General features: G+C 43.9%; 26 protein-coding genes, 1 pseudogene and 1 riboswitch. Of the genes and pseudogenes, 20 read left to right on the plus strand and 7 right to left on the minus strand.

What is annotated here, in order from left to right; translation table 11 throughout:
* Positions 1-16: 16 nt before the first annotated feature.
* The 11 genes from PO771_RS03205 to PO771_RS03255 all read left to right on the plus strand — a co-directional run bounded on the left by PO771_RS03205 (position 17) and on the right by PO771_RS03255 (position 10313).
* Positions 17-1216: a thiolase family protein gene (locus PO771_RS03205; protein WP_272561840.1), complete on the plus strand. Its 1200-nt coding sequence runs from the start codon at positions 17-19 to the stop codon at positions 1214-1216.
* A 109-nt stretch (positions 1217-1325) separates the two neighbouring features.
* Complete coding sequence (locus tag PO771_RS03210; RefSeq protein ID WP_272561841.1) at positions 1326-2204, plus strand: branched-chain amino acid ABC transporter permease; 879 nt, start codon at positions 1326-1328, stop codon at positions 2202-2204.
* Entirely contained in the window at positions 2204-3211 is a 1008-nt protein-coding gene (locus PO771_RS03215) for a branched-chain amino acid ABC transporter permease (protein ID WP_272561842.1), read from the plus strand. The genes PO771_RS03210 and PO771_RS03215 overlap by 1 nt, the downstream gene beginning before the upstream one ends.
* A complete protein-coding gene (locus PO771_RS03220; RefSeq protein ID WP_272561843.1) occupies positions 3208-4011 on the plus strand; it encodes an ABC transporter ATP-binding protein in 804 nt (267 codons plus the stop codon). The genes PO771_RS03215 and PO771_RS03220 overlap by 4 nt, the downstream gene beginning before the upstream one ends.
* Positions 4012-4749 (plus strand): ABC transporter ATP-binding protein, encoded by a 738-nt coding sequence (locus PO771_RS03225; protein WP_272561844.1) that lies wholly within the window; start codon positions 4012-4014, stop codon positions 4747-4749. It abuts the gene before it with no gap.
* A gap of 49 nt (positions 4750-4798) precedes the next feature.
* Entirely contained in the window at positions 4799-5989 is a 1191-nt protein-coding gene (locus tag PO771_RS03230; protein ID WP_272561845.1) for an ABC transporter substrate-binding protein, read from the plus strand.
* Positions 5990-6164: 175 nt separating this feature from the next.
* Positions 6165-7163, plus strand: a complete 999-nt coding sequence (gene paaA / locus PO771_RS03235) for a 1,2-phenylacetyl-CoA epoxidase subunit PaaA (RefSeq protein WP_272561846.1) — start codon at positions 6165-6167, stop codon at positions 7161-7163.
* A 3-nt stretch (positions 7164-7166) separates the two neighbouring features.
* Entirely contained in the window at positions 7167-7499 is a 333-nt protein-coding gene (locus tag PO771_RS03240) for a 1,2-phenylacetyl-CoA epoxidase subunit B (RefSeq protein WP_272561847.1), read from the plus strand.
* A 19-nt stretch (positions 7500-7518) separates the two neighbouring features.
* Positions 7519-8346, plus strand: a complete 828-nt coding sequence (gene paaC, locus PO771_RS03245) for a 1,2-phenylacetyl-CoA epoxidase subunit PaaC (protein ID WP_272561848.1) — start codon at positions 7519-7521, stop codon at positions 8344-8346.
* A gap of 16 nt (positions 8347-8362) precedes the next feature.
* Positions 8363-8851, plus strand: a complete 489-nt coding sequence (paaD, locus tag PO771_RS03250) for a 1,2-phenylacetyl-CoA epoxidase subunit PaaD (protein WP_272561849.1) — start codon at positions 8363-8365, stop codon at positions 8849-8851.
* A 19-nt stretch (positions 8852-8870) separates the two neighbouring features.
* Complete coding sequence (locus PO771_RS03255; RefSeq protein WP_272561850.1) at positions 8871-10313, plus strand: NAD-dependent succinate-semialdehyde dehydrogenase; 1443 nt, start codon at positions 8871-8873, stop codon at positions 10311-10313.
* A gap of 56 nt (positions 10314-10369) precedes the next feature.
* Here PO771_RS03255 and PO771_RS03260 read toward each other — a convergent pair whose 3' ends face one another.
* Both PO771_RS03260 and PO771_RS03265 read right to left on the minus strand, forming a co-directional pair.
* Complete coding sequence (locus PO771_RS03260; RefSeq protein ID WP_272561851.1) at positions 10370-12088, minus strand: YcdB/YcdC domain-containing protein; 1719 nt, start codon at positions 12086-12088, stop codon at positions 10370-10372.
* 85 nt (positions 12089-12173) lie between these two features.
* Positions 12174-13391 (minus strand): MFS transporter, encoded by a 1218-nt coding sequence (locus PO771_RS03265; RefSeq protein WP_272561852.1) that lies wholly within the window; start codon positions 13389-13391, stop codon positions 12174-12176.
* Between the two features lie 123 nt (positions 13392-13514).
* Between PO771_RS03265 and PO771_RS03270 the strand changes: the two genes are divergently transcribed.
* Positions 13515-14393: a LysR family transcriptional regulator gene (locus PO771_RS03270; protein WP_272561853.1), complete on the plus strand. Its 879-nt coding sequence runs from the start codon at positions 13515-13517 to the stop codon at positions 14391-14393.
* A 44-nt stretch (positions 14394-14437) separates the two neighbouring features.
* Here PO771_RS03270 and PO771_RS03275 read toward each other — a convergent pair.
* Positions 14438-14653 (minus strand): annotated as a pseudogene (locus PO771_RS03275) (NifU family protein); the annotation flags it as partial.
* Positions 14654-14870: 217 nt separating this feature from the next.
* Between PO771_RS03275 and cysK the strand changes: the two are divergent.
* The 3 genes from cysK to PO771_RS03290 are packed head-to-tail and all read left to right on the plus strand — an operon-like array spanning position 14871 to position 17243.
* Positions 14871-15794: a cysteine synthase A gene (cysK, locus tag PO771_RS03280; protein ID WP_272561855.1), complete on the plus strand. Its 924-nt coding sequence runs from the start codon at positions 14871-14873 to the stop codon at positions 15792-15794.
* Between the two features lie 3 nt (positions 15795-15797).
* Positions 15798-16931: a bifunctional cystathionine gamma-lyase/homocysteine desulfhydrase gene (locus PO771_RS03285; protein WP_272561856.1), complete on the plus strand. Its 1134-nt coding sequence runs from the start codon at positions 15798-15800 to the stop codon at positions 16929-16931.
* 48 nt (positions 16932-16979) lie between these two features.
* A complete protein-coding gene (locus tag PO771_RS03290; protein ID WP_272561857.1) occupies positions 16980-17243 on the plus strand; it encodes a YuzB family protein in 264 nt (87 codons plus the stop codon).
* A gap of 75 nt (positions 17244-17318) precedes the next feature.
* Here PO771_RS03290 and PO771_RS03295 read toward each other — a convergent pair whose 3' ends face one another.
* Both PO771_RS03295 and mqnE read right to left on the minus strand, forming a co-directional pair.
* On the minus strand, positions 17319-17639 hold the full coding sequence (locus PO771_RS03295; RefSeq protein WP_272561858.1) for a hypothetical protein: 321 nt from the start codon (positions 17637-17639) through the stop codon (positions 17319-17321).
* Between the two features lie 95 nt (positions 17640-17734).
* Positions 17735-18841 carry an aminofutalosine synthase MqnE gene (gene mqnE / locus PO771_RS03300; protein WP_272561859.1) on the minus strand — a complete coding sequence of 369 codons (1107 nt, stop codon included), beginning with the start codon at positions 18839-18841 and terminating at the stop codon, positions 17735-17737.
* A 239-nt stretch (positions 18842-19080) separates the two neighbouring features.
* Between mqnE and erpA the strand changes: the two genes are divergently transcribed.
* The gene (erpA, locus tag PO771_RS03305) at positions 19081-19434 is read left to right on the plus strand and encodes an iron-sulfur cluster insertion protein ErpA (protein WP_272561860.1); all 354 of its coding nucleotides are present in this window, start codon (positions 19081-19083) and stop codon (positions 19432-19434) included.
* A gap of 541 nt (positions 19435-19975) precedes the next feature.
* Here erpA and PO771_RS03310 read toward each other — a convergent pair.
* Together PO771_RS03310 and PO771_RS03315 are read right to left on the minus strand one after the other, a co-directional pair.
* A complete protein-coding gene (locus PO771_RS03310; protein WP_272561861.1) occupies positions 19976-20143 on the minus strand; it encodes a XapX domain-containing protein in 168 nt (55 codons plus the stop codon).
* Positions 20144-20445: 302 nt separating this feature from the next.
* Positions 20446-22887: a sensor domain-containing diguanylate cyclase gene (locus PO771_RS03315; RefSeq protein ID WP_272561862.1), complete on the minus strand. Its 2442-nt coding sequence runs from the start codon at positions 22885-22887 to the stop codon at positions 20446-20448.
* Between the two features lie 38 nt (positions 22888-22925).
* Positions 22926-23009: riboswitch (cyclic di-GMP riboswitch) on the minus strand.
* Positions 23010-23277: 268 nt separating this feature from the next.
* Here PO771_RS03315 and PO771_RS03320 point away from each other — a divergent pair.
* The 4 genes from PO771_RS03320 to PO771_RS03335 all read left to right on the plus strand — a co-directional run bounded on the left by PO771_RS03320 (position 23278) and on the right by PO771_RS03335 (position 25985).
* Positions 23278-24861, plus strand: coding sequence for a sensor domain-containing diguanylate cyclase (locus PO771_RS03320; protein ID WP_272561863.1), 1584 nt, complete (start codon positions 23278-23280; stop codon positions 24859-24861).
* Positions 24862-24883: 22 nt separating this feature from the next.
* Complete coding sequence (locus PO771_RS03325; RefSeq protein ID WP_272561864.1) at positions 24884-25294, plus strand: universal stress protein; 411 nt, start codon at positions 24884-24886, stop codon at positions 25292-25294.
* A 13-nt stretch (positions 25295-25307) separates the two neighbouring features.
* The gene (locus PO771_RS03330; RefSeq protein WP_272561865.1) at positions 25308-25493 is read left to right on the plus strand and encodes a hypothetical protein; all 186 of its coding nucleotides are present in this window, start codon (positions 25308-25310) and stop codon (positions 25491-25493) included.
* 129 nt (positions 25494-25622) lie between these two features.
* Positions 25623-25985 carry a YmaF family protein gene (locus PO771_RS03335; protein ID WP_272563091.1) on the plus strand — a complete coding sequence of 121 codons (363 nt, stop codon included), beginning with the start codon at positions 25623-25625 and terminating at the stop codon, positions 25983-25985.
* Positions 25986-25995 lie beyond the last annotated feature (10 nt).

Raw genomic sequence — 25995 nt, forward strand, 5'->3', positions numbered from 1 at the left:
AATGGGGAGAAATGAGATGAGAACACCTGTAATTATAGACGCAGTACGTACGGCAATCGGCAAGCATGGCGGTGCCCTAAAAGATGTTCGCCCGGATGATCTTGGTGCCGTTGTGATCGAGAAGCTGCTTGCACGCAATCCAATTGACCCGGCAATGATCGATGACGTTGTACTAGGGTGTGCCAATCAGGCGGGGGAAGACAATCGGAATGTAGCGCGAATGTCGTTACTTTTAGCTGGTTTGCCTGTGACGGTACCGGGTGTTACCGTTAATCGTCTGTGTGGTTCTGGACTAGAAGCGGTGAACCAGTCAGCCAATGCGATCATTGCAAATCGTGGTGATGTATATATTGCCGGCGGAACTGAAAGCATGACACGTGCCCCGCTTGTGATGATGAAGCCGGGGGCAGCGTATCAGCGCGGCAATGTGCAGCTGCATGACACAACATTAGGTTGGCGGTTGATTAATGATAAGATGGCGGCTGTATATCCGCCGATCTCATTGGGTGAAACGGCAGAAAATGTGGCGGAGCAGTATGGCATTACCCGCGAGATGCAGGATGAGTTTGCGCTGGCTAGCCAGCAGAACTATGCGCGTGCGGTAGCAGAAGGAAAGTTCGCCGCTGAAATCGTACCTGTAGAAATTCGTGGGCGCAAGGGAGACGTTACGATCTTTGAGCAAGATGAGCATCCGCGTCCAGGAGCTACGATTGAGCAACTAGTCGGGTTAAAACCTGCTTTTAGAAAAGACGGTACCGTAACAGCTGGAAACTCATCCGGGTTAAATGATGGGGCGGCAGCACTTCTTTTAATGGAAGAAACAGTCGCGCGTGAACAAGGCTTGAAGCCGCGTGCCCGTGTGATTGCATCCGCAGTTGCTGGGGTAGACCCATCGGTTATGGGGATTGGTCCTGTTCCTGCGGTACGCAAAGTGTTGGAGCGCTCAGGTCTAGCGATTTCTGATATCGGCTTGTTTGAATTTAATGAAGCATTTGCTGCGCAGGCAGTTGCCTGTGTACAAGAGTTGGCTGTTCCTGTGGAGAAAGTAAATGTGAATGGGGGAGCTATTGCACTTGGTCATCCACTCGGTGCGAGTGGTGCCCGTATTCTTACGACATTGCTATATGAAATGGAGCGGCAGAATGTTCGCTATGGATTAGCTGCGATGTGTATTGGTGTAGGTCAGGGAATTGCTACGATCATTGAACGCGTGTAACCCCCGCATGTAGAAAACATAATGAACATAAGAGAGGGCCCTGTTGCTTTACCTTTTTGCATGAACAGGGTCCTCTATCTAAAGAAAAGAGAGAAGGGGGAGATATACAGTGGCCGAGTTATTGCAATATGTTGCAAATGGTTTAGTTTCGGGTGGAATTTACGCTATTGTTGCCATTGGGTTTATTACGATTTACAACGTCAGCAAAGTTATTAATATGGCACAAGGTGAGTTTTTAATGCTGGGCGGGATGATAACGGTTACATTTATCAGCATGAATATCCCTTATGCAGGAGCCGTTATCTTAGCGATCTTACTTGTGACAGCCCTTGGTATTCTGATTCAAAAATATATTATCGCCAACGCCAAAAATGCGAATCCGATTAGCTTGATCATTCTTACGATTGGCGTATCGACTTTAATTCGCGGAGTAGCAAGCTTGCTCTGGGGTAAAGACCCGTTTGCGCTTCCACCGCTGACTAGCAATGATCCCGTATCGTTTGGAGGGATCACAGTCGCGCAGCAAAGTATCTGGGTAATTCTTTCTGTTCTGTTGATTCTGTTTGGACTCTGGTATCTGATGGATAAAACGATGCTTGGGAAAAAAATCAATGCTTGCTCGGTGAATACGCTGGCCGCAAGACTTATGGGAATTAGCCCTGTGAAAATGACAATGCTGTCATTTGCTATTAGTGCAGCTACAGGAGCTGTTGCGGGAATTGTCATTGCTCCCTTAAGTGTAACTTCTTATGACATAGGAGCTTTATTGGGAATCAAAGGATTTGCAGCGGTTATTCTTGGAGGATTAGGAAATCCAATAGGGGCAACAGTTGCCGGTTTTCTGCTCGGTCTTTTGGAATCATTAGGAGCCGGATATGTCAGTTCAGGCCTTAAAGATGCGATTGCGTTCCTCATTCTGATCGCTGCACTGTTGATCAAGCCAAGCGGTTTGTTTGGAGAGCGTAGTGTCGGAAAGGGAGGCTTATAATGGAGAGTAAATACAGAAATTTCAGTAAAAAATCAATTCCATATGCTCTTCTTGTACTACTTGCTCCGTTTATTCTTACTGATGATTATTACCATTCGGTCATGGTTGTTGCGGGCATGCATGCGATTGTAGTACTTGGGCTTTGTCTTGTAATGGGTCTCGCTGGACAAATTTCACTTGGACAAGCAGCGTTTTGGGGGATTGGGGCGTACACATCCGCTGTTCTTACCACGAAATATGGAATACCGCCTATCGCAGGTCTTGTTGCAGCGGCCATTATTCCAGGTTTATTCGCTTTTGTGCTGGCGCGTGCTATTGCAGGGTTACAGGGGTATTACCTCGCTATGGCAACATTAGCTTTCGGTTATATCGTACAAATCGGAATCGGCGAATGGGAGTCAGTCACAGGTGGAGCGAATGGAATCATTGGAATTCCGCCGATCGGTTTTTTTGGAGAGTCTGAACTTGGAATGTACTATCTTGTATGGGGAATCGTTACGGTTCTATTGATTTTCTCGTTAAATCTTGTTCATTCACGCGTAGGACGGGCTTATCGTGCGATTCATAAAAGTGAAATCGCAGCGACTTCAATGGGTGTCAACGTTCGCCAGTTTAAGTTAAGCGCTTTTGTAGTAGGCGGAATGTTTGCCGGTATTTCCGGTGGATTATATGCCCATTATATGGGGATTTTGGATCCACAGCCATTCGGTTTGCATGAGTCGATTTTATTTATCACGATGGTTGTCATTGGTGGGATGACGAATGTGTGGGGAGCGTTAATTGGTACGATCATTATTGAAGTTATTCGAGAAGTGTTGATTGCCCTTAGTCATGTGATTCCAGAGCTTAAGGGAGACATCGACACGATTGTATACGGTGCCATTTTAATTCTAATTATGATGTTTATGCCGGAAGGACTCGTTCCGCGTATTCGAGCCGTCTATGCGAAGTCAAAAGCTAGCAAGAGAGATGTACAACCAAAACCGGAGAGAGGGGAAGTAGCATGACACACGGAATCTTGCAGGTAGAAGAGATCACGATGGATTTTGGTGGTGTTCGTGCGGTCAACCATGTGTCCTTTCACGTAAAGGCTGGAGAAGTTGTTGCGTTAATCGGACCGAACGGAGCGGGGAAGAGTACGGTGCTAAACATGATATCAGGTGTGTTAACCCCGACATCCGGCGCGATTTCATTCGAAAATCAAGCGCTGGCACAAGTTCAAGGGTATGACTATGCACCGCTTGGAATCACCCGGACGTTTCAAAACTTACAGACGTTTGATGATATGACTGTATTGGAAAATGTCATGGTTGGATTTCACTCTAAAACACGGGCTGGACTCGTATCATGTGGACTAAAATTTGGTGCTGCTCGCAAAGAAGAGAAGTATATGCATGATCGGGCAAAGGAGCTCCTCGAATTTGTCGGCATTCACGCGTTGGAGAATCAATTAGCGGGTAGCCTGTCTTACGGGAAATTACGTTTAATGGAAATCGCTAGAGCGCTGGCAGCCGAGCCGAAGCTGCTGCTGCTTGATGAACCGGCCGCAGGTCTGAATCATTCGGAAACAGCCGAGATGACAAAAATGTTCGAGCATATTCGAGCGCAAGGTACAGCCATTCTTCTTGTGGAGCACGATATGGACATGGTGATGAATGTGGCAGAGCGGATTGTTGTATTGGATCAGGGAGAAAAAATCGCAGAAGGTACGCCGCATGAAATTCAGGAGAACCCGAAGGTAATTGCTGCCTATTTAGGACAAGAAGAGGAAACAGAAGAAGTGCAAGTGATGGCAGGGGGTGTGTAGATGGCTAGCAAGACCGTTTTACATGTTAAGAATGTAACGGCTCGTTATGGACCGATTGAAGCGTTACATGGGATTACGATGCATGTACAGGAGGGAGAAATCGTGTCCCTGCTTGGTTCGAATGGTGCCGGGAAAACGACCCTGTTGAATTGTATTTGTGGCCTTCATGGGGCAAAAAGTGGCAGCGTGGAGTTTGATGGACGAGACATCACCACGATTCCTGCTGAAAAAGTCGTTCCACTTGGAATGGCACACGTGCCGGAACGCAGGCAAATTTTTTCGACTCTTACCGTAGAGGATAATTTATGGCTTGGTGCCTCTCATCGTATGCCGGCGGTAAGCAAGAAAGAAATTATGCATGAGATTGAAGATATTTATAAGAGATTTCCGATTCTTGGCCAGCGGAGGCAGCAATTAGGTGGCACGCTGTCTGGTGGGCAGCAGCAGATGCTCGCAATGGGGCGTGCGCTCTTGGCAAGACCGAAGCTTCTACTGCTTGATGAACCGTCACTCGGGTTAGCTCCGTTGATTGCCAAGGAAATATTGGAGATTGTGCGGGAGATCCGTTCGGAATGGGGAACGACCGTGCTGTTAGTCGAGCAAAATGCGAGAGCAGCTCTTGCCATTTCCGATCGTGCCTACGTACTTGGCACTGGTTCAGTCATGATGGAAGGCAGCGCGAAGGAAATGATGCATGATCCACGCGTACAATCCGCTTATTTGGGCGCTCATGTTTAGGTGTTATGTAAAAATAACATAGATTAAAAAAAGTATAGGGGGTTTTAGGATGAAGATGAAGATGAAGAAATGGTTTGCACCTGTAATGGCAGCTTCGCTTGTTATGCTCAGTGCCTGTGGCGGTGGAGGGGGTCAGACGTCCACGAAAAGTCAGGAAACTTCAGGTAGTGCCTCGGATTCAATCAAAGTCGGGGCAGTATTTTCAATGACAGGTGCGAATAGCCCGCTTGGTGTGCCTGAGAAGCAGGCTGTAGAGATGTTGGTGAAAGAAATTAATAAAAACGGTGGGGTTAATAATAAGCCGTTGGAAGTTTTATTTGAGGATGACAAATCAGATAATACAGAAGCTGTGAAGGCGATGAAGAAGCTCGTGACATCTGAACATGTAGTAGCGGTTCTCGGGTCTTCAGGCAGTGGCCCTTCTTTAGGAATGGCTGAATATGCTGCTGCACAAAAGGTACCGATGATTTCTATGGCGGCAGCAAATAAAATTACGGATCCAGTTCGTGCTGGAATTTTTAAAACGCCGCATACAGATATTCATGGGACCAAACGTATCTATAAATACTTAAAAGAAAAAGGAATCAGCAAAGTAGCGGTGCTGTATGATAGCAATCCGTATGGAAGCGGTTGGGCTGTTCAATTGAAGAAATTTGCACCGGAGTATGGTATTACGCTTGTAGCAGAAGAAAAGTATGGAACGAAAGATCCGTCTATGAGCTCCCAGTTAACGAAAATTAAAGGGACAGATGCACAAGCACTCATTATTGCAGGTACGAACCCTGGCCCAGCCACAATTGTAAAAGAAGCGAAGCAGCTAGGCATAAGCATTCCAATTATCAGTTCACACGGAAGCGCGAACGGTAAATTCATTGAGCTTGCTGGAGATGCTGCGAATGGTGTACTCCTTGTAGCAGGTAAAATGCTTGTATCCGATCAGATTAGTGACAGTGACCCACAGGCGAAGATTGTGAAGAAATTCGTAGCAGATTATAAGACTGCGTATAATACAAACGCTGATGGATTTGCTGGCTATGGATATGATGGCTTAAATATTCTCGTTGAAGCATTAAAAGCTGCAGGTGGAGACGCTACGAAGTTACCAGAAGCGTTAGAGAAAGTAAATTATGTTGGGGTAACAGGGGAATTCAAGTTTAGCCCACAGGATCATAACGGCTTAAGTGAAGATAGTATGATTATGGTTCAAGTAAAAGATGGCAAGTTCCAGGTAGTGAAATAGTTTTTGAGAGGGGGCGCCTCATTAGCCCCTTCTTTTTTTGAATTAACAAAATTTATTGACAGATATATATAACGGTATGTTATTATAACGTTATAAAAACGTAATACAAAATAGTTCGTGATCACGTAGCTATTTATGTAACGAAACGTAAACATGCTAGAGAGGGGAATGTACGATGGGAAAAGCCGCTGAGCAAACAGGGTTGGTAACAGCGCAGGATGAAAATAAAAAGTATGAAGAGTTTCTAGCTAAGATTGAACGGGACGAGAAGATCGAGGCAGATGATTGGATGCCAGAAGATTACCGTACGCAGTTAATCAAACTCATTGCTATGCATGGCATCAGCGAAATTATGGGAGCGTTTCCAGAGAAGGAATGGGTTCCGAGAACACCAACATTAAAAAGAAAGCTTTCGCTTATGGCTAAAGTACAGGATGAGGTTGGACATGGACAGTTGCTGCTGCGCGTCGCGGAAGACCTGATGAAGCCGCTCGGCAAAACACGAGAAGATTTGCTAAATGATCTATACGCCGGTCGCCTGAAATTCCATAACGTATTCCATATGCAAACAGTAAGCTGGGCAGACGCTGCACTAATCGGCTGGCTTGTTGACGGAGCTGCGATTGTTACTCAAAAAATGCTCGCGCATTCCTCATACGCTCCGTACGTACGGGCGCTGAAACGAATCATCATGGAAGAACGCTTCCATGCGTATCACGGTGAAGATATGGTAATCGCACTCGGGGATGGCACACCGGTTCAACGTGAAATGATGCAGGATGCACTGAACCGCTGGTGGCCAGCACTGCTCATGTTCTTCGGTCCACCAGAAGACGGCCCGATCGAGAGCAATCAGAACCTTAACATTCGTTATAAAATCAGAAGCAAAACAAACGAAGAATTACGACAAGAATTCCTTGGTAAATACGTTCCGCAAATTCGTGCACTTGGACTTAGCGTTCCAGATGAGAGCATTTACTATGATGAAGCGAAGCAACAATGGGTATATACACATCCAGACTATAACTATCTGAAAAATGTAATCGCTAAAAATCAAGGTCCACGTTCTCAAAACCGTCTCAAGCTGCGGAAGATCGGATTTGATAATAACGCTTGGGTTAGAGAAGCGCTGCTCCATAAGCAACAAGCAGTAGCCAATGAAAGAGGGGTGTAATTCATGAGCACACTTGATGCCAAAGATTATGATGTATATGAAGTATTCAGTCAGAAAGAGTTAACAGCGAAATTTGAAAGCCAGTTTAGCTTGCTTGCTCCTACACCTGAAATCGCGTTGAGCATGGCACAAGACAACTTCATGCGTCGGGAAGAAGTTCCGGCTAACATTTTTGTCGTAAAAAGAGATCACATGCATTTCGTATCACCGGAAGAGCGCCAAGCTTTCGAGCGAATTGATAATAAAGACTATCGTCAGCCAGCCCATTATGGATACATTCCATCAAGATGGAGAGAATTGGCCGCGAAAAATAATACGAGTATATCGGTTGAGTAGATAAGGAGGGAATCGGATCGTGACGAAACAATACAACACACCAGAAGAAGCGAAGCAGGATCAACAATTCTGTGAGGCGCTCGTTGAACTGATGTACCAATTAGCTGATGACGATTTAATGATGAGCCACCGCGGCTCAGAATGGTTGGGCCTATGCCCGCATATTGAAGAAGACGTGGCATTTTCTTCGATTACACAAGATACGATGGGCCATGCGGCGATGTATTATCAAATGCTAGAAGAGCTTGGAATGGGCAAGGCAGACGATCTTGCCCACTTGCGACAGCCGCAAGAATACAAAAGTGCCATTCTTGTAGAACGTGTGAACGGTGAAGGGGACTATATGGAAAACCCGGACTACGATTGGGGATATGCCATTGCCCGTAATTACACATATGAAACGTTCAAAAAAATCAGACTTGATGTATTGGAAGCGTCTCCATATGCACCGCTTGCAGATGCAGCGAAGAAAATCAAACGAGAGCAGTTTTATCATCTGTACCACTGGGGAGTGTGGTTGAACCAGTTATCAGACAGCACGGACGTAGCGCAAACACGTTTGAATGCAGCATTTGCAAAAACATGGGAAGATGTAGACTCATTGTTTGATCTTGGACCGAAAGCAGATGCACTTGTGCAGGCGGGTCTCGTACCATCTGGCGATGAGCTGCGTACAACATTCTTGAACACAATGAAGGAAAAGCTGGCAGGCTATAATCTGGCTTGGCCAGGTGAACCAACTCCGGTTGGGGAGAGCGGACGGGATGGCTTACATTCGGAAGCGTTTGTGGACGCCCTTGCTCAATTAAGCGAAGTATACAAACTGGCTCCACAGGCTAACTGGTAAGAAGGAGGAGATCGCGATGCAAGAAACTTTTAACTCTCTTGAACAGAAAGTATGGGATAAGCTGCAACAAGTAACAGATCCGGAGATCACATCGGTCAGTCTAGTTGAGATGGGAATGATTGATGGGGTTCAGGTAGATGGAGAAATCGCAACGGTGCGGCTGATTCCGACATTTGTCGGATGTCCTGCGCTTACGATGATGGAGAGCGATATCACCAAAGCCGTATCGGAACTCGAAGAGATTGCAGAAGTAAACGTGATCTTTACAAAAAATCCTATCTGGACTTCTGATCGGATTACGGCGGAAGGAAGAGAGAAGTTAAAAGAAGTCGGCATCGCTCCTCCGCCGCTTGAAGCTAAACAGGAAGGTGTCTGGGAGATCGAATGTCCGTACTGCGGCTCTCCCCGCACTGTACTGGATAACATATTCGGACCGACAGCCTGTCGAAGCATTTTCTACTGCAGCACATGTAAAAATCCGTTTGAGGCGATTAAACCGGTATAGATGAGGAGAGGAACTTACGATGACAGACAGCAAAAAAATGTATATTAACGGCGAATGGATCGAAGCAGAAAGCGGAGAAACACTTGAAATCACGAATCCGGCTAACGGTGAAGTAGTTGGAACAATCAGCTATGGCGATGCTCGTGATGCGAACAAAGCGATTGCAGCCGCTCATGAAGCGTTTAAAAGCTGGTCACAGGCTGCGGCTCGCGAACGTTCTAAATACTTATACAATCTGTATGAATTAGTACGCAAAAATCGTGATGAGCTGGCAGGACTTATTTCAGCAGAAATGGGTAAGCCGCTTGGTGAAGCGAAATTTGAAGTGCTTGGCGCAGCCGATAATTTTATGTGGTACGCTGAAGAAGCGAAGCGCGTATACGGAGAAACGATTCCTTCATCTGCGCCTAACAAACGATTGATGGTGATGAAGCAGCCGGTAGGGGTTGTAGCAGCGATCACGCCGTGGAACTTCCCGGTTAACATGGTGGCCCGTAAAATCGCACCGGCACTTGCAGTTGGATGTACAGTTGTATTAAAGCCAGCTGAAAAAGCACCGTTAAGCACGATTCGGATGTTTGAATTGATCGAGGAAGCTGGTTTTCCGAAGGGCGTAGCGAACCTGGTAACAGGTGATGCAAGCTCAATTGGGAAAGAGATTGTCGACAATCCAAAAGTAGCGAAAATTACGTTTACAGGTTCTACAAGAGTGGGTAAGCTTCTGATGGAAGGTGCGGCTGCTCAAGTAAAACGTATCAGTATGGAATTGGGCGGACATGCACCGTTTATCGTGTTTGAAGATGCAGATCTTGATGCGGCTGTTAAAGGCCTGTTCGAGAGCAAGTATCGGAATGCTGGACAGATGTGCATTTGTACAAATCGTCTGTACGTTCATGAGTCGATTGTCGAAGCGTTCACAGCAAAACTGGTTGAGCGCCTACAGAATACAAAAGTGGGCGATGGACGTGTCAAAGGCGTAGAAATTGGTCCGCTGGTCGATGAAACAGCTCTTACAAGTGTACTCGGACAAATCGAGGACGCGAAAGGAAAAGGCGGCTGCATCGCATTTGGTGGAAATCGTCTGACAGAAGGCGAATACAGCAAAGGCTTCTTCATCGAACCGACAGTGATTACAGATGTAACGCCAGAGATGAACATTTATTCTCAGGAAACGTTCGGTCCAGTTGTGCCGATCATTCCATTCCAGGATGAAGCATCTGTTCTTGCGATGGCAAATGACTCAATCTACGGCCTGGCAGCGTATGTGTATACGCAAAACAACGCTCGCTGCTTCCGGATGGCAGAAGGCCTGGAGTATGGTATCGTTGGAGTAAATGATGGTTCACCGACCCAAACACAGGCTCCATTTGGGGGATACAAACAGAGCGGAATTGGTCGTGAAGGTGGACATTACGCACTGGATGGATTCCTCGAAACCAAATTCGTTTCTTTCGGTGTATAAGTAGTTGAGAATAACAAAAAGCCTGCGGCGTAAATAGCTGCAGGCTTTTGCTGTGTCTACTCTTCGTCATACGGCTCAATCGGAATCCTTACATAGTTACCCGTAAACGCATCGACATAATCGTCTGTATTTCCAGAACGTTCCCATGTGTATGTCAGAATAGGAGCGGGACCCGGTTGATCAAAGTAGGATGGCCAGAGATATTCCAGCTTTAGCTTGTTGTTTTGCAGGAAGGATTCAGCTGCTTTTTCTTTTGACACAATCCCTTCTGGGGCGGGAAGAGAGAGCTTCTCTTGATACGGAGCAAGCGAAAAGTTGGTGATTTTTCCGGTTGCTGCATCGACGGTTACACTGTATGAACGGCCCATGACCGGGATACCTTCATAGCGTTCCTGGAACCAAAAATAATGTTTTTGCTGTTCATTTTCCGAAAATGTAGGGGCTTTCTCCTTGTCCACCCAGGCTGGAGGTTGTTCCCTTTCAAATGTATGATATTGAACCTCTAGCTCCTTGGCGGTAGGACCTGCATATTTTTCGATGAATGTAAGTGCTGTTGCGAAAGCCTCTTCCTTGCTGACCGTTGCCGGGCGATTGTTTTCTTGATTTATATCTAGGCTTGCATCCGTAATCAAGCCGCTTGTTTGGTCGATATTTACGTTAATGCCAGAGCCTTTTTGATCGCTCCAGAAATAGTGAGAGTATGGAGATGATTCTCTGCTGGTAAAGGTGGACCCATCGTGCTTTTGCAGTTGCATCTGGCTAAAGTCGAAGTTGAACAGATTGCCCAATACTTCTGCCGCTTCTTGTTCTGAATGGGCGATTAGTTTATTTCCTTGCGGTTTGATTTGCACGACCTTCCACGGGACAGCAGAGCCAGAATTTTGTTTAAGTTCTTCTCCTGTCATGCCGTGAATTGGCTTACCGGTTTGAGCATTGAAAGGGCCGTATACATTCAAGTCATAGCGCAGCGCTGGCTTTGCTTCCTGGATTTCTTTCAGGTAATTGCCATATCTCTCCGGTTGTTTCTCCACATACTGGAGCATAAGGCTATCCGCAGTAATGAGCTGTTTTTTCATATCATCCGCAGCACGAACGGCAATAGCTGGAGTTGATATGTTTTTTAGATTGGGCACATTGAATTCTCCCCCTACAATACGCCCTGCACTATCTACCTTTATCTGAACAAAGTTAAAGCCAGAAACCGGGATATTGTTAAGTATAACCGGGAATTCAGCATAACGGTATGACCAGGTAATAGGTTTTTGGTCGCTGTCATATGTTATGGATCCGCTGCTACGTGACGTAGGTGTACCGAATTGTTTTCGTTCTTCAGCGCCCAGCCAGCTGATAAGGAACTGCTCCGCTTTTTCTTTTGCTAATCTAGTGGTCGGCAGTTTTTCCGAGGTCCATTCTTTCATTTGAATACTGAATGAAAGAAGCTCCCCTGTTTTCATATCGAATGTAAGATTTCCACTAGAAGAGATTGGATGTTCCTTCAACGACGTTTCATCAGTAGGTGTGTCTGTAAGAAAGACGGAAAATGTTTTGTTTGTCTCATCCGGCGCACCCGAATGAATGTGCAGTTGTTTAAAGGCCGGTTGCAATTCAAAAAGCTTAGTCATCGTTTTTTGAATCGCTGGAGGAATCGGCGCGACTTCTGGAATGACGGCTGCTTGTTCAACAGCAGCCGTCGCGTTTCCTTGTTCTGCGGCAAGAACTGTTCCTGTCGGGAGCAGCATAGCTGTCAGAAGCAGAGTGGTGAATGAGCGTTTCATTATATCTCCCCTTTATGATGTGAAAAATTACAATATATTACCATCATACAAGGGAATAACATGATTTCAATAGTATTTCGAAAATTTATACAGTTATATTAGACATCAGTCCAGCCCTGCTCGACTCAGCTCGTTCGATGCCGTACATTTTCCATGCACACCAGCCGGTTAATACGAGAATCATCAGCGAGCCAAGCACGACACCATTCCAACCGAAGAATTTATAGAACAGACCGAGATAGAAGCTGCCGATGCTGCCACCTAGATAGTAGGACAACAAATATAGACTTGATGCACTCGCTTTTGCAAACGTTGCATGTGTACTTACCCACGAGCTGGCTGCTGAGTGAGCGAAGAAAAAACCAAAGCTGATAAGCAGAAGCCCTACCCCGATGATCCACAGATTTTGCACAAGTGTCGCGGCAATACCTGCTCCCATCATGACGATGCCGATGGCAATACATACAGATTGCGGCATGATTTTCGCCACTTTGCCCGACAATGTAGAGCTGAATGTGCCTGCTAGATAGGTGAGAAACAGTAGACTCACAATCGAAGTAGGCAGATTGAATGGGGCGCTGTTCAACACATACGTGATGTAGTTATAGATCCCGATGAAAACAAAGAAATGAAAGCCACCAATCGCATAAGCGAAGCGTAAGGAGCGATTATCCAGGTGACGGCGAAAATCTCTAAAGGCTACTTTCCAGTCGAGCGGCTTGCTTTGGAAGTGCGTTGAGCGCGGCAGCAGCCAGGCGAAGGAGATCACACACAGGAAGCTGAGTGCACTCATTACAATAAACGCCCAGTGCCAGCCAGCAAAATCGGTAACGAAGCCAGAGACCATGCGACCAGAGAGCCCGCCGATTGTATTGCCGCTGATGTAAATCCCAACTGCGGTTGTTAACGCTTTGGAATCGAACTCTTCACTAATGTAGGCAATCGCAATCGCTGGCAGCCCGGCGAGGAAGAATCCTTCTATCATACGCAGAATGAGCAAGGTCGAGAAATTTGGAACAAATGCTGTTAGAAGTGCGATTACTGCTACGCCGAGCATCGTCCCGAACATAATATTTTTCCGTCCAATCGCATCTGATAGCGGGCCGTAAAATAAAAGGGACAGCGCGAGTGCGAGAATCGTAACGGAAACCGACAGGCTAGATAGTAACGGAGAAAGGTTAAATTCCTCCGTGAAAATTGGCAGTAGTGGTTGTGTGAAATAAATATTAGCAAATGTTACAAAAGAAGCAATGGTGAGAGCGGCGGTTGCACGCCAGAAAGGCCGAGTTCCTGCCTGGATCATGAAGAATCATCTTCTTTCCGAATAAGTTTTTGTAAGGCTATCGTAGCATGGTATTATGAATGAATAAAATATATTGTTTTCATTATAACGATAACTTTTTGGAATGATTATGAGGGAGGGGCAATGGAGTTTCGACAACTTGAATATTTTACAGAGGTGGCAAAGCAGCTTAACTTTACAAAGGCAGCTGAGCAATTGTGCATAGCCCAGTCTGCGATTAGTAAAAGCATCAAGAAGCTAGAGGAGGATCTCGGTGTACTGCTGTTTAATCGGATTGATAAAAAAGTCATGTTAACAGCAGAAGGAGAAGTCCTATTACGGCATGCACGGCGGATTCTGGAGCAAGTTCGGCATGCGCAGGAAGAAATCGAAGAAATGCGTGGATTGGAGAAAGGGGAAGTGCGAATTGGCTTGCCTTCGATGGTCGGTTCGTATTACTTTCCGGGCATTATTCTGGATTTTAAGAAACGGTATCCGCATCTGCAGTTTACGTTGTATGAACAAGGCACGATGAAAGTGCAGCGCATGATCAGCAATGGAGATATTGATATGGGTGTGATTGTGCAGGATACGATTGCGGATGATTTAGAAGCTGTGCCATTTCTGGAGGAAGAGATGTGTGTGTGTGTTCCGAAAGGTCATCCTTTTGCGGAACGGGAATCCGTCACGTATGAAGAAGTAGCACGGGAGCCGCTGGTTTTGTTTCAGGAAGGGTATTTTCAGCGCGAGCTTATTGCAGAGGCAGGACGCAGAATGGGCGTACCGCTGACCGTGCGATTTGAGACGAATCAGATTTCGCTTTTGAAGTCGCTTGTGGCGAGAGGGAGTGGAATTACGTTGTTTTTGCACATGGTTGTGGCGAATGACCCGGATCTTGTTGCGGTATCACTTCAACCACCTGTTTATTTAAAGTTGGCGATTGCCTGGAAAAAACATGCGTATTTGTCGCTGGCCAACCAGGAGTTTTTGTCCTTTCTTATGGAGCGGACAGCGGCACGGTAAATATAAAAAGCGGGATAGTCTGAGCTATCCCGCTTGATCGTTTATTAGAACACTTGACGAACTTCAACGATGCCTTCTACTTCTTCTACAAGTGCACGCTCAATGCCTGATTTCAGTGTAATGGTAGAGCTTGGGCAGCTGCCGCATGCACCGTGCAGACGAACTTCAACGATCCCTTCGTCTGTAACATTAACGAGTTCGCAGTCGCCTCCGTCACGCTGAAGGAACGGACGCAGTTTATTTAAAACCTCTTGTACTTCATCAAACTTTGTCATAAGGTTATTCACTCCTTTCACAATACTTATTATTATAGTATCCTTTTCGTAAGAAATCTATGGTTTTCCCCTTGCTTAAAGCATACGATGTGTTTTAAACTTATAAAACAGAGTGTCTTACACGGAAATGATTCGCAAAACGTTTAGGCTATAATAATATGGTAAAATAAAAAATGTTATCCACCACAAAAAGGAGATCGACATGAACATATACAGCAATGTTAAAGAATTGATTGGTAATACCCCAATCGTAGAGATTCATTCTTATCCACTACCAGAAGGAGTTCGCCTGTTTGCCAAACTGGAGTATTTCAATCCTGGCGGTAGTGTAAAAGATAGATTAGGTGTAGAATTAATTCGAGATGCAGAAGAGCGCGGTGTATTAAAGCCAGGCGGCACGATTATTGAACCGACAGCTGGGAACACAGGCATCGGACTGGCACTGGCGGCGGTTGGTACAGGATACCGCGTAATCTTTGTCGTACCGGAGAAATTCTCATTAGAGAAGCAGACTTTGATGCGTGCGCTTGGTGCGGAAGTCGTTAATACGCCGACTGCCCAGGGGATGAAAGGTGCGATCGAGAAAGCAAAGCAGCTCGAGCAAGAAATTGAAGGGGCATTTTGCCCGCAGCAATTCGGCAATCCGGCAAACCCGGCAGCGCACTATAAGACGACTGGACCGGAAATTTGGGAACAGATGGACGGGAATGTTGATGTATTTGTCGCAGGTGCAGGCTCGGGCGGCACGTTTATGGGTACAGCCCGCTATTTGAAAGAGAAAAATCCAGCGATCAAAACGGTCATTGTGGAACCGGAAGGCTCTATCCTGAACGGAGGAGAATCAGGTCCACATAAAACGGAAGGGATCGGGATGGAATTCCTGCCGCCGTTTATGGACACCGCTTATTTTGATGCCATTCATACGATATCGGATGCAGATGCATTTCGTCATGTGAAAGAGCTGGCTTCACAGGAAGGGATATTGGTAGGTAGTTCGGCGGGTGCCGCACTTCATGCTGCGCTTCTTGAAGCGAAACAGGCGAAGCCAGGCACGAATATTGTGATGATTTTTGCAGATAGTAGTGAGCGCTATTTAAGCCAAAAAATTTATGAGGAGGGCATCTAAATCATGCGAATGAAAACGAAATTAATACATGGTGGTGTAGATGGAGATCCGCATACTGGCGCGGTCAATGTGCCGATCTATCAGGTTAGCACATATAAACAGGAAGCAGTAGGCAAACATAAAGGATATGAATATTCCCGCACAGGCAACCCGACTCGCCACGCGGTTGAGGAATACATCGCGGATGTGGAAGGCGGCGTGCGCGGCTTTGCGTTTGCTTCCGGTATGGCGGCTCTGTCAACGATTGTGTCGATGTATAACGCAGGCGATCATTTTGTTGTCGGCGATGATGTATACGGCGGTACGTACCGTGTGCTGACGAAAGTGTTCAATCGTTTTGGGGTGGATGTGACATTTGTGGACACAAGCAGTGCGGAAGCTGTTCGCGGAGCGATCGGTCCGAACACAAAAGCAGTCATCTTGGAAAGCCCAAGTAACCCACTTTTGAAAGTGACAGACATTGCAGCGGTTGCGGAAGTAACGAAAGAAAAAGGTATCTTACTGATTGTGGACAATACGTTCATGACACCATATTGGCAGAATCCGCTTCAACTCGGTGCGGATATTGTGTTCCATAGTGCCACAAAATACTTGGGTGGACACAGTGATGTAGTAGCTGGCCTTGTAGTTGTAAAAGACGCAGAACTTGGTGAGCAGCTGCATTTCGTTCAGAATTCGATTGGCGCCGTACTTGGGCCGCAAGATTCGTATTACTTGCTGCGCGGCATGAAAACACTCGGTGTACGCATGGAAGAGCATGAAGCGAATGCTCGTCGTATTGCAAAATGGCTGAGTGAGCGCAGTGACATTGTGAGCGTCTACTATCCAGGTCTGGAAAATCATCCAGGACACGATATCGCGGCTAAACAAGCACGTGGTTTTGGCGGAATGATTTCATTTGATGTTGGCAGCCGTGAGCGTGCGGAACAAGTGCTGTCTCGGACGAAAATCTTTACACTGGCTGAGAGCCTTGGCGCGGTAGAGAGTCTGATTTCCGTTCCAGCACAGATGACGCATGCTTCCATTCCGGCAGAACGTCGAGCGGAACTTGGGATTACAGATGGTCTCGTTCGTATCTCAGTCGGCATTGAGGATGTCGAAGACTTGATTGAAGAATTAGAACAGGCACTTGCCTAGGTAGTACGTACACATGCAAGTGAATCTATGCAGATAGGGTGAGAAGCGATGCGCCCGATGGTGGAGTTTTGTGCCAGTAACTTAGGAATTGGTTCTGAGCTGGCAAAGAAGGTACTGGAAGAAGACCCGGACGTTGATGTGCTGGAATACGGGTGTCTGGGCAATTGTGGGCAATGTTTTGTCCAGCCGTATGCGCTTGTCAATGGTACACTGATTGCGGCGGATACCGGAGAAGAGCTGCTTGCAGCGATTCGTACGCACATTATAGCGCGTAAAAAAGAAGATGAAGAGTGGAAAAAGCTTGGATTTTAACCATTCCAGTGACTAATGTAGAAAGAGGCTGTCCCGAAGTTATCTGTGGGCCAGCCTCTTTTTTATTGGCACAAACTACCTTACTCTAGTAAAAAATATTGACCATGCAGCATAGAAAGAAACAGCTGCAACTACAAAAGAAAAAACGACCAGCCATTTTTGCTCTTTCTTACCTATTAGCATGATGCCCTGGATTGTCATTGATATCCCAAGAAAAAATGATATAAGTTCCACTGGTATGTAATTATGTTCTGGGCTAGATAGCAGATTTATGGTGGACATAACTAGGACAACAACACTTACTATCATTTGAGCAATGCGCAGTTTTTTCTCTAACGCCATTTTTCTTCCTCCTGATTCTGTAAATACAGAAGAAATATATTCGACTTTATTCACCTTCTTTCCTCTATACAGTTACGGTTTTATAAAACTATAAAGAAAGAGGCTGGCCCGAAGTTACCTTTGGGCTAGCCTCTTTCTTATAGCAGTTATTAATATTCTTTAATAATATTGTAGAACGTATCACGTTCAATCGGCTGTTTGCCAGCTCCTTTAATAAGCCAGACAAGCTCGTCGCGGGTAAGGCCGGACTGAGTCAGGGCACCTACTGCATGGCTGATGCGTTCTTCCACGAGTGTACCGTGAATGTCAGATGAACCGAAGTTAACTGCCATTTGGGTCAGTTGTGTCCCGATGTTAATCCAGTACGCTTTCACGTGAGGGAAGTTATCGAGCATCAGGCGGCTGATCGCCATTGTTTTCATATCGTCAAACGCGGATGTGCGGCGCTTGATGGAAGCTGTTACTGTCTTTGGTTGAATCGCAAGCGGGATAAAGACCATGAATCCGTTTGTATCATCCTGCAGCTCACGCAAACGCATCATATGAATGAGACGTTCTTCCAGCTTTTCGATGGAACCATACAGCATCGTTGCATGTGTTTTCATGCCGAGATTGTGTGCAAGACGGTGTACATTCAGCCATTCGTCTGTGCTTGCTTTTTCTGGGCTCATTTTCGCACGGTATTCTTCTGTTAGAATCTCCGCACCGCCGCCTGGAAGTGTATCGAGACCAGCTTTTACGAGTTCTTTGAGCACTTCTTCTTCTGTTAGTCCAGCGATTCGTGCGAAGAAAACGATTTCAGCGCCGGTGTACGCTTTGATCGTCACATCTGGATAATGTTTTTTAAGCGTGCGAATTGTATCGAGATAATAGTCAAACGGCACAGTATGGTTGTGTCCGCCTACGATATGGAATTCGCGTGTAGTTGGCGTGTAGCCTTTTGCTACATATTCAAGCAGATCATCGGTACTCATGGTGTATGCGCCTTCTTCGCCTGGCTCACGACGGAAGCCGCAGAATGCACAGTGCGCTTCACACACGTTTGTTGGATTGATGTACATGTTTTCGATAAAGTAAACGTTGTTGCCATTCTTGCGCATGTTAACCATATTGGCAAGCTGACCGATTGTTAACAGATCGTTCGAATTATATAGGGTCATGCCGTCTTCAAGCGACAGGCGTTCACCGGCTTCGACTTTTTCAATGATCGGAAATAGCGACTGATCCTGAATAAAAGGTTGGGTAAAGGTACTCATTATTTTCTTCCTCCTCGTATGATGCTTGGAGAGTGCTTCCGTACTCATGTATAAGTTTGCATTCTTTTCAATTATAGAAGTAATTCACGAATCCAACAAGACACGAAGCTGGAAAAGCAGGAAGTAAGAAAGTATGTATACATTTTTGTATAGAAACGTTGTAAACCTTGAGGGAGAAGAAAAGGTGGGGTATACTATAGAAAGAGGACGATATGTCCGATGAGGAGGGAAATGATTCCATGATTAACCTTACGGAAAGTGCAGCTCGCAAGATTCACGAAATGATTGAAAGCGAAAATAATGACCAGCTTTTCCTGCGTGTGGGTGTTCGTCCAGGTGGGTGTAGCGGGTTTTCATATGGAATGGGTTTTGATGATGAAGCGCATGATGACGATGTAAGCTTTGAATTGCATGACGTAAAAGTTGTGGTGGATAAGGATAGTATTCGCTATCTTGAAGGTGTGACGATTGATTTTAAAGAATCCATGATGGGCGGAGGGTTCACGATTGATAACCCGAACGCAAGCGCATCATGCGGCTGCGGTTCTTCGTTCCGTACGAAAGAAGAAGCGGGTACGCCGGGCGATTGCTAGATTTTTCGGCTCGTTAGTGAGTCGTACAATGTACGCCAGTTTAGAACGGAGGGTTACGTATTTGACCTGTTACGGGTTATATACGTCACTCTCGATAAAGTGAAAAAAGACACCATGTATAGCACCTCTTGACGTATTTCCAAATACGTTGGGAGGTGCTTTTTGTGTTATGGCAGGGTTACGAACTATTAAGAAGCGGAATAAGTCGCCTGTACAGCAGCGAATGTTGAAGCATTTGAGGCAAAGCTGCTGGAGTTGCAGGCCGCTTTTGATTATTTTATATCCGCGAAAATTGGAGAGGGTATACGAGAATGAATTCACGCTGACTACTCCAATACATGGCGCTATTTCAAGGCATTACTTATAGAAGAGAAAAATTCGTATCATGCTCGAATATGATCGATATAGCTAAAATATCGAATCTGAATCTTTTCCGGTTTGTTCTGATTTCAGAACATTATGGGGGATGAGTTCATTTGTTTGCATCTGCAAGAGCCTCCGACCGGACAAGGCTTTCGAAACTCAGGGGGTTACGTTTGTATTATTTGAACCAATCAATTAATCGTTGTACGATGATACCGCCTAGATAGATACCGACTATACCCAATATTCCTGGTAAAACAGGTGGGGCTGGAAGCGGTAATTTTAACAATTTAAAAACGGCTCCTACAACAAGCCCGGTTATCAGTGCCAATACCAATTCTTTCATTCTGATTCCACTCCATTATCAAGGTTTTGAAATTCTATACGATGGATATTTTACTATTATAATATGTTTGTTATTGGAATAACCTCAAACTTATTATTTCAAACAACAACGTATGAACAGACATTCGGATATTTTCTCCGTTCCAAAAACGATCGTTTTTGAACAATAGCGTAATAAGGATTGTTAATAACATCTCCTGTTTTTGGATACGAAATTATCCATTTATAGGAGGTGTTTTGTTTTGGCGTTAATAAAGAAAGAAGCGACCAGATAAAGGTCGCTTCTTAAAATTTGAAGAGTTCTCAGGATACGATTGCTTCATGGAAGTTTTGTACCTGGTTACGTCCTGATTCTTTCGCATAATATAAGGCTTTATCTGCTAAAGAAATAACTTCAGCAGGATTAGAGAATGGTGTTGGGTGCATGGTAGCTAGTCCCACACTTACCGTGACAATATCTGCTACTTTTGATGAAACATGAGGGATTTCCAAAGATGCGATCGCTTTCCTGAGTTTTTCCGCTATTTTTAGGGCGTCTGCATTATCGGTTTGAGGGAGAATAACAGCGAACTCCTCACCACCATAACGGGCCACAACATCTCCCGAGCGATTCGGAACCGAGGCTAGAGTCTCAGCCACCTTTTTTAAACAGTCGTCTCCACCCTGATGTCCATACGTATCGTTATACAATTTGAAATGATCAATATCAATCATAATCAACGAGAGAGGAGTGGAGCTTCGCGCAGCACGCTTCCATTCCGATTCTAATTTTTCATCAAAAAATCTTCGGTTAGCAATACCAGTAAGTCCATCGCGCCAGGAGAGCATTTCAAGACGATGATTAGCTTCCTGAAGCTGTTGTTCCAAAAGCTTTCGTTCTGTAATGTCACGAGATACGGCTACAATTTTTTCTAGCGTGCCTTCTATCGTTCGAATGGCTGCTAGATTTGTCTCAAACCACACATATTCCCCGATTTTTTGGCGAATACGATAGGTAGAAGAGGTGTAGTTCATATGTTGAAGGGTAAGAAAGGCATTGTGTACATATTCGAGATCGTCAGGGTGAATAAGCAGATATGCACTTTTTCCTAACAAGCTGTCCATTTCATACTGAAGTAATCGATGGCATGCTGGTGAAACATATAAATACTCACCTTCCACGTTATGAATCGTAATCATATCCCCGGATGTTTCCGCGAGCAAACGGAATTTCTCTTCACTATCCTGTAGTGCCTTTTCGATCTTTTTCCGTTCTGTAATATCCCGTACGATAACCAAGGTGCCTGGATTTCCGTTATACGTTATCGGATTTGCCACAGTTTCTGTATATATGATCGTTCCATCTAGTCGAAGCAATTTTTCCTCCAACAATTCTGCATGCTTCTTATTTTCATAAGAAGAAAAGACTCGTTCTTTAACTTGAAGGAAAGAATCTGGATGAACTAAACTCATAACATCTTTTCCTATCAATTCTTCAGGATGGGCTGCTCCAAACAAGAGAGATCCTTCCTGATTCATGAAAACAATCTTGCCTTCACTATGGACCAAAACGGTATGTGGGGATGTTTCGATAAGCGTTCGATACCGTTCTTCACTATCTTCTAGCCCATTAATGGTAGTCTCAACTGTTTCAGCCATTAAATTAAAGGCGCTGCAAACCTCTTGAAACTCAATAGCCCGTGGTGCCACCTCTTTGACATCAATTCGATGTTTATAGTTGCTTTTTTGGATAAGTTGTACTCCGTTCAAAATAAACTGTAGAGGACGTTCCATATGATGGGATACCTTTAGTACGATGTATAAAACAAAAGCAACTACACATAGGATACTCATGATGATAATGAACATCGAACTGTAAAGGGAGTTAAGCATCTCCGCTTGATCTACTTCAGCGATGACTAGCCACTTCCCATTCTGTGTCCAATGATAAGCCCCAAGTGACTCCACTCCTCTATAATTAGAATAGGGGCGAACTACCGGGAGGTTAGCTTGAGCTTTTTGTACAATCTCTGTATGGACTTTTAAATTCAATCTTGCTGTACTGGCTACCATCCCATACTTTATAAGATCGGCTATAAACCTTGATTCAGTTATCATAACTCCTTCCCGATTGACTAAATAGGTTTCTCCTGTTTTTCCGAAGCGCATTCTCTCCATAATTTTTTCAATTGTGTGAGGCTCTACAACCCCGACGATAACCCCTTGGAACTGTTGCTGAGAGTCAATAACAGGACAAGAAACGATAATAGAAGGTCTGCCGGTTGCACGGGTAATGATAACGTCACTGACAAATTCTTTTCCTTTTTTTCCTTCTTGAAAGTAATCGCGGTCCGATAAATTAATACTAGCTTGATTTTTTATTTTTGCTCCGCTTTTGCTTGAATCTATTTCTATAAAACCGTTTTTATTAATGTATGCCAACATATCAAATTCACTTTGCAGATTAACTGCGGAAGTTAAAATGTTTTTCATTCTTTCTCTGTCCAGGCTTCTTATTTCGTTAATATTCGAAATGGTCCTGATGTATGAAGAACGTTCATTGAACCAATTTTCGATAGCTGTGCTTTGTAGGGAAACGGTTTGTTCTAGGTAATTCATTTGGTCTGCTTTTATGCCGCGACTTATTATGAAAAAAGTTGGAATGAGACTTGAAATTCCAATAAGAAATACAAAGAAAATCCCCCAAAACTGTAGTCGACTTTTGATTGTCTTTAATTGAAAAAGTCTGTATATGTAGTCAAACAAAAGAACATCCCCTTCCTCCATAAAAATAATAAATCTACAAAGAAGATGGTTGGGTGCACTATTGACTCTTATTCATCCAAGTGCCCATATTACAGATGAATATTCATTGTCTCCACTTTTTTGTTATACTAATGATATAGTTCATTATTACTAGGTAATATTACCTTTTTAATGTTTGGGAATCAAGGGAGATTTAGTGAAAAGTTGAACAGTTACTTCATGATTTTACAAATAATAGAATTCATACTTGCTAATAGTATGTGATGTGATACAATACTTTAAAAATTGAATATATTTACCAGATTAGAATGGTTATTTAGAATTTTTTGTTAATTTTACGATATAATTTGATAGGACAATATTACTGAATCAAGAATAGGAGAAATTATAATGAAAAAAATGAAATTGTCTTTGCGACATTTAATTATATTTGTCGCCCTTTTGTCGTGTGTTTTGACTCTCGTTAGTAGTTTGTGGAGTGGCTATCATACTGATAAACAAACGCTAATTGCAAATAATTTAGAAACCAATCGTGTATATGCTCAAAAGCTTGCCGAAACAACAGATACATTTTTTAAAGCTACTCTTCAAACTTTACGATTCAGTGCTATGGATATTGCTCCTTCTATGCAAAACGATGAACAGAAGCTTCTTCATGAGGCGAACCGTTTAAAAGAGCAAACCAATACGTTTAATTCCATCGTCATCACAGACGCAAAAGGAAAAATTTTAGCTACCTCTCCACAATCTTTACAATTAAAAGATAAAATGCTAGCATCCCCTGGTGGGAAGCAAGCGTTAAAAGAGAAAAAAACATTAATCTCCAAGCCATACACTGCTATTACGGGCCGGCTCCTTATCTTTATTTCACATCCTATTTTCGATAAAAAAGGAAACTACCTTGGATTAGTAGGAGGAACCTTGTATTTAAAGGAAAAGAATATATTAAACACTCTTTTAGGTGAACATTTTTATCAAGATGGTTCCTATGTATATGTAGTCGATGGAGATGGACGCGTAGTTTATCATCAAAATCCCCAGAGAGTTAATGATGTTGTAGTAGATAACCCTGTTGTTCAAAAGCTTATGCAAGGAAAAAGTGGAGCGGAACAGGTTATCAATACGAAAAAACAAGACATGCTAGCTGGATATTCGTATATTCCAATTGCTGACTGGGGAATCGTTTCTCAACGTCCAGTGGATAAGGCGTTGACACCTGCTACAGAAATGCTTAAAGAAATGGTACAACAATCCCTTCCTTTCTTAATTCTATCTCTACTTATTATCTGGTGGATTTCAAGGAGAATTGCACAACCCTTACATCAACTAGCGCATTATACCGAAAACAGTACTGAAAATAGTCAAGCAAAACATATAGAAAACGTGGCGGCGTGGTACTATGAAGTAATTCAACTAAAAAAGTCACTCCTTCACAGCCTGGTCTTTCTCCATAATAGGGTTAACTATTTTATGTATGAATCGACAACAGATCCGCTAACAAAACTTACGAATCGTCGGACGATGGATGAAAAAATGAAGAATTGGGTAGAAAAAGATGTCCCTTTTTCATTAATTCTATTAGATATAGATCGCTTCAAGAGGGTGAATGATACATATGGGCACTCTATTGGAGATGAAGTTTTAAAATTTTTAGCCTGTCAGATGAAGGAAGCTTCACGAGAAAGTGATATATGCTGTCGCTTTGGAGGAGAAGAGTTTGTCATTTTGCTTCCTCATACTGAGAAAATGGAGGCTTTTAAGGCAGCTGAACGATTACGGATGAACATGGAATCGAGTACTAGCCCATGTGGTGAGGTTGTGACCATTTCGGCTGGAGTTTCTTCTTACCCTGATTGTGCATCCGAAATTACGACAGTAATCGAACAGGCAGATGAATGTTTATACGAAGCTAAAAATAGCGGACGGAATCGCACGATCGTTTTTGAGTATAGCCATCAGGTTTTACAAGGTTAGTCTTATCAAGGGAGAATAGGTAATGAAGATTTTAATTGCAGTTGATGAGTCTCTATTCACAAAAAAATCATTTGAGTTTATTACTACGAATGCTTTTAAAAATGTTGAGGAACTACATCTTGTTCATGTCATTCCAAATTATAGACATGTTATTGATGTGTATCCTGAAATAAAACATAAATTAATCGATCAGGCGACCGAATTATTAGAAAAAAATTTGGGCTATGTAAATGATATGGAAGCAATAAAAATATCTGAAATTTTACAAGGAGAATCGATTGCACAGTGTCTTTGTGAGTATTGTGATACTCATGAAATAGACCTTGTTCTTATAGGGTGTCGAGGATTATCGGATTACAATTCGTTGTCATTAGGGAGTGTAAGTCATAATCTAGCTAATCAATCCAAGATACCGGTGCTTATTATTAAGTAGGGGGAGGTAGGAAATGATAAAAAAGAAAATGTGCTGTTTTTGTTTGCAGATATCGCTAGGTTTTGAAGGCGGAGAATGGATATGTCCCTCTTGTGGAAAAGATATTACACCGCTAGCATTTGTAGAAGAGAATCAAGAATTTACGAGCGAGTATATTCAGTCCATTATGGCATACAGAGAAAAAGTTTATAGTGAATGAAAAGGTGCTGCAAGCAGGAGGGAGAACTTTCTGCTTGCAGCACCTTTTTTGTTTCTTTGTCATCCAAGCCAAAATAAAAAACAAACATACAGTGATATAAGAATTTATTCAAAGGAGGAGCATGTCATGATGAAGAAAGTGTTTAAAGTAAACAGAAAATCTACAGGTAAAACCAATCAAAGGCGAGCACAGCGGCACACACACGAATTCTTAGGAAGTGTAAAGTTGGCAGAAATGGGGATTGACAGACATAATCATCGTTTTGCAGGCGTTACAGGTCAAGCCATTCCAAGAGGGCGGAGCCATGTTCACGTTATATCTACGAATACAGACTTTTTCGGCCACTTTCACCAAGTGAAAATCGTTACGGGTCCTGCTATTCCTATCGGGAATGGTAAACACATACACTTTGTTAAAGGGCAAACCACATTGGTTGATGGCCACCTTCATAGATTTGCCTTTGCTACGTTAATTCAAAATCCGCTTACTTGATTAGGTAAGA

Source organism: Aneurinibacillus uraniidurans (genome assembly GCF_028471905.1).
In the GTDB taxonomy this organism is placed as follows: Bacteria; Bacillota; Bacilli; order Aneurinibacillales; family Aneurinibacillaceae; genus Aneurinibacillus; species Aneurinibacillus uraniidurans.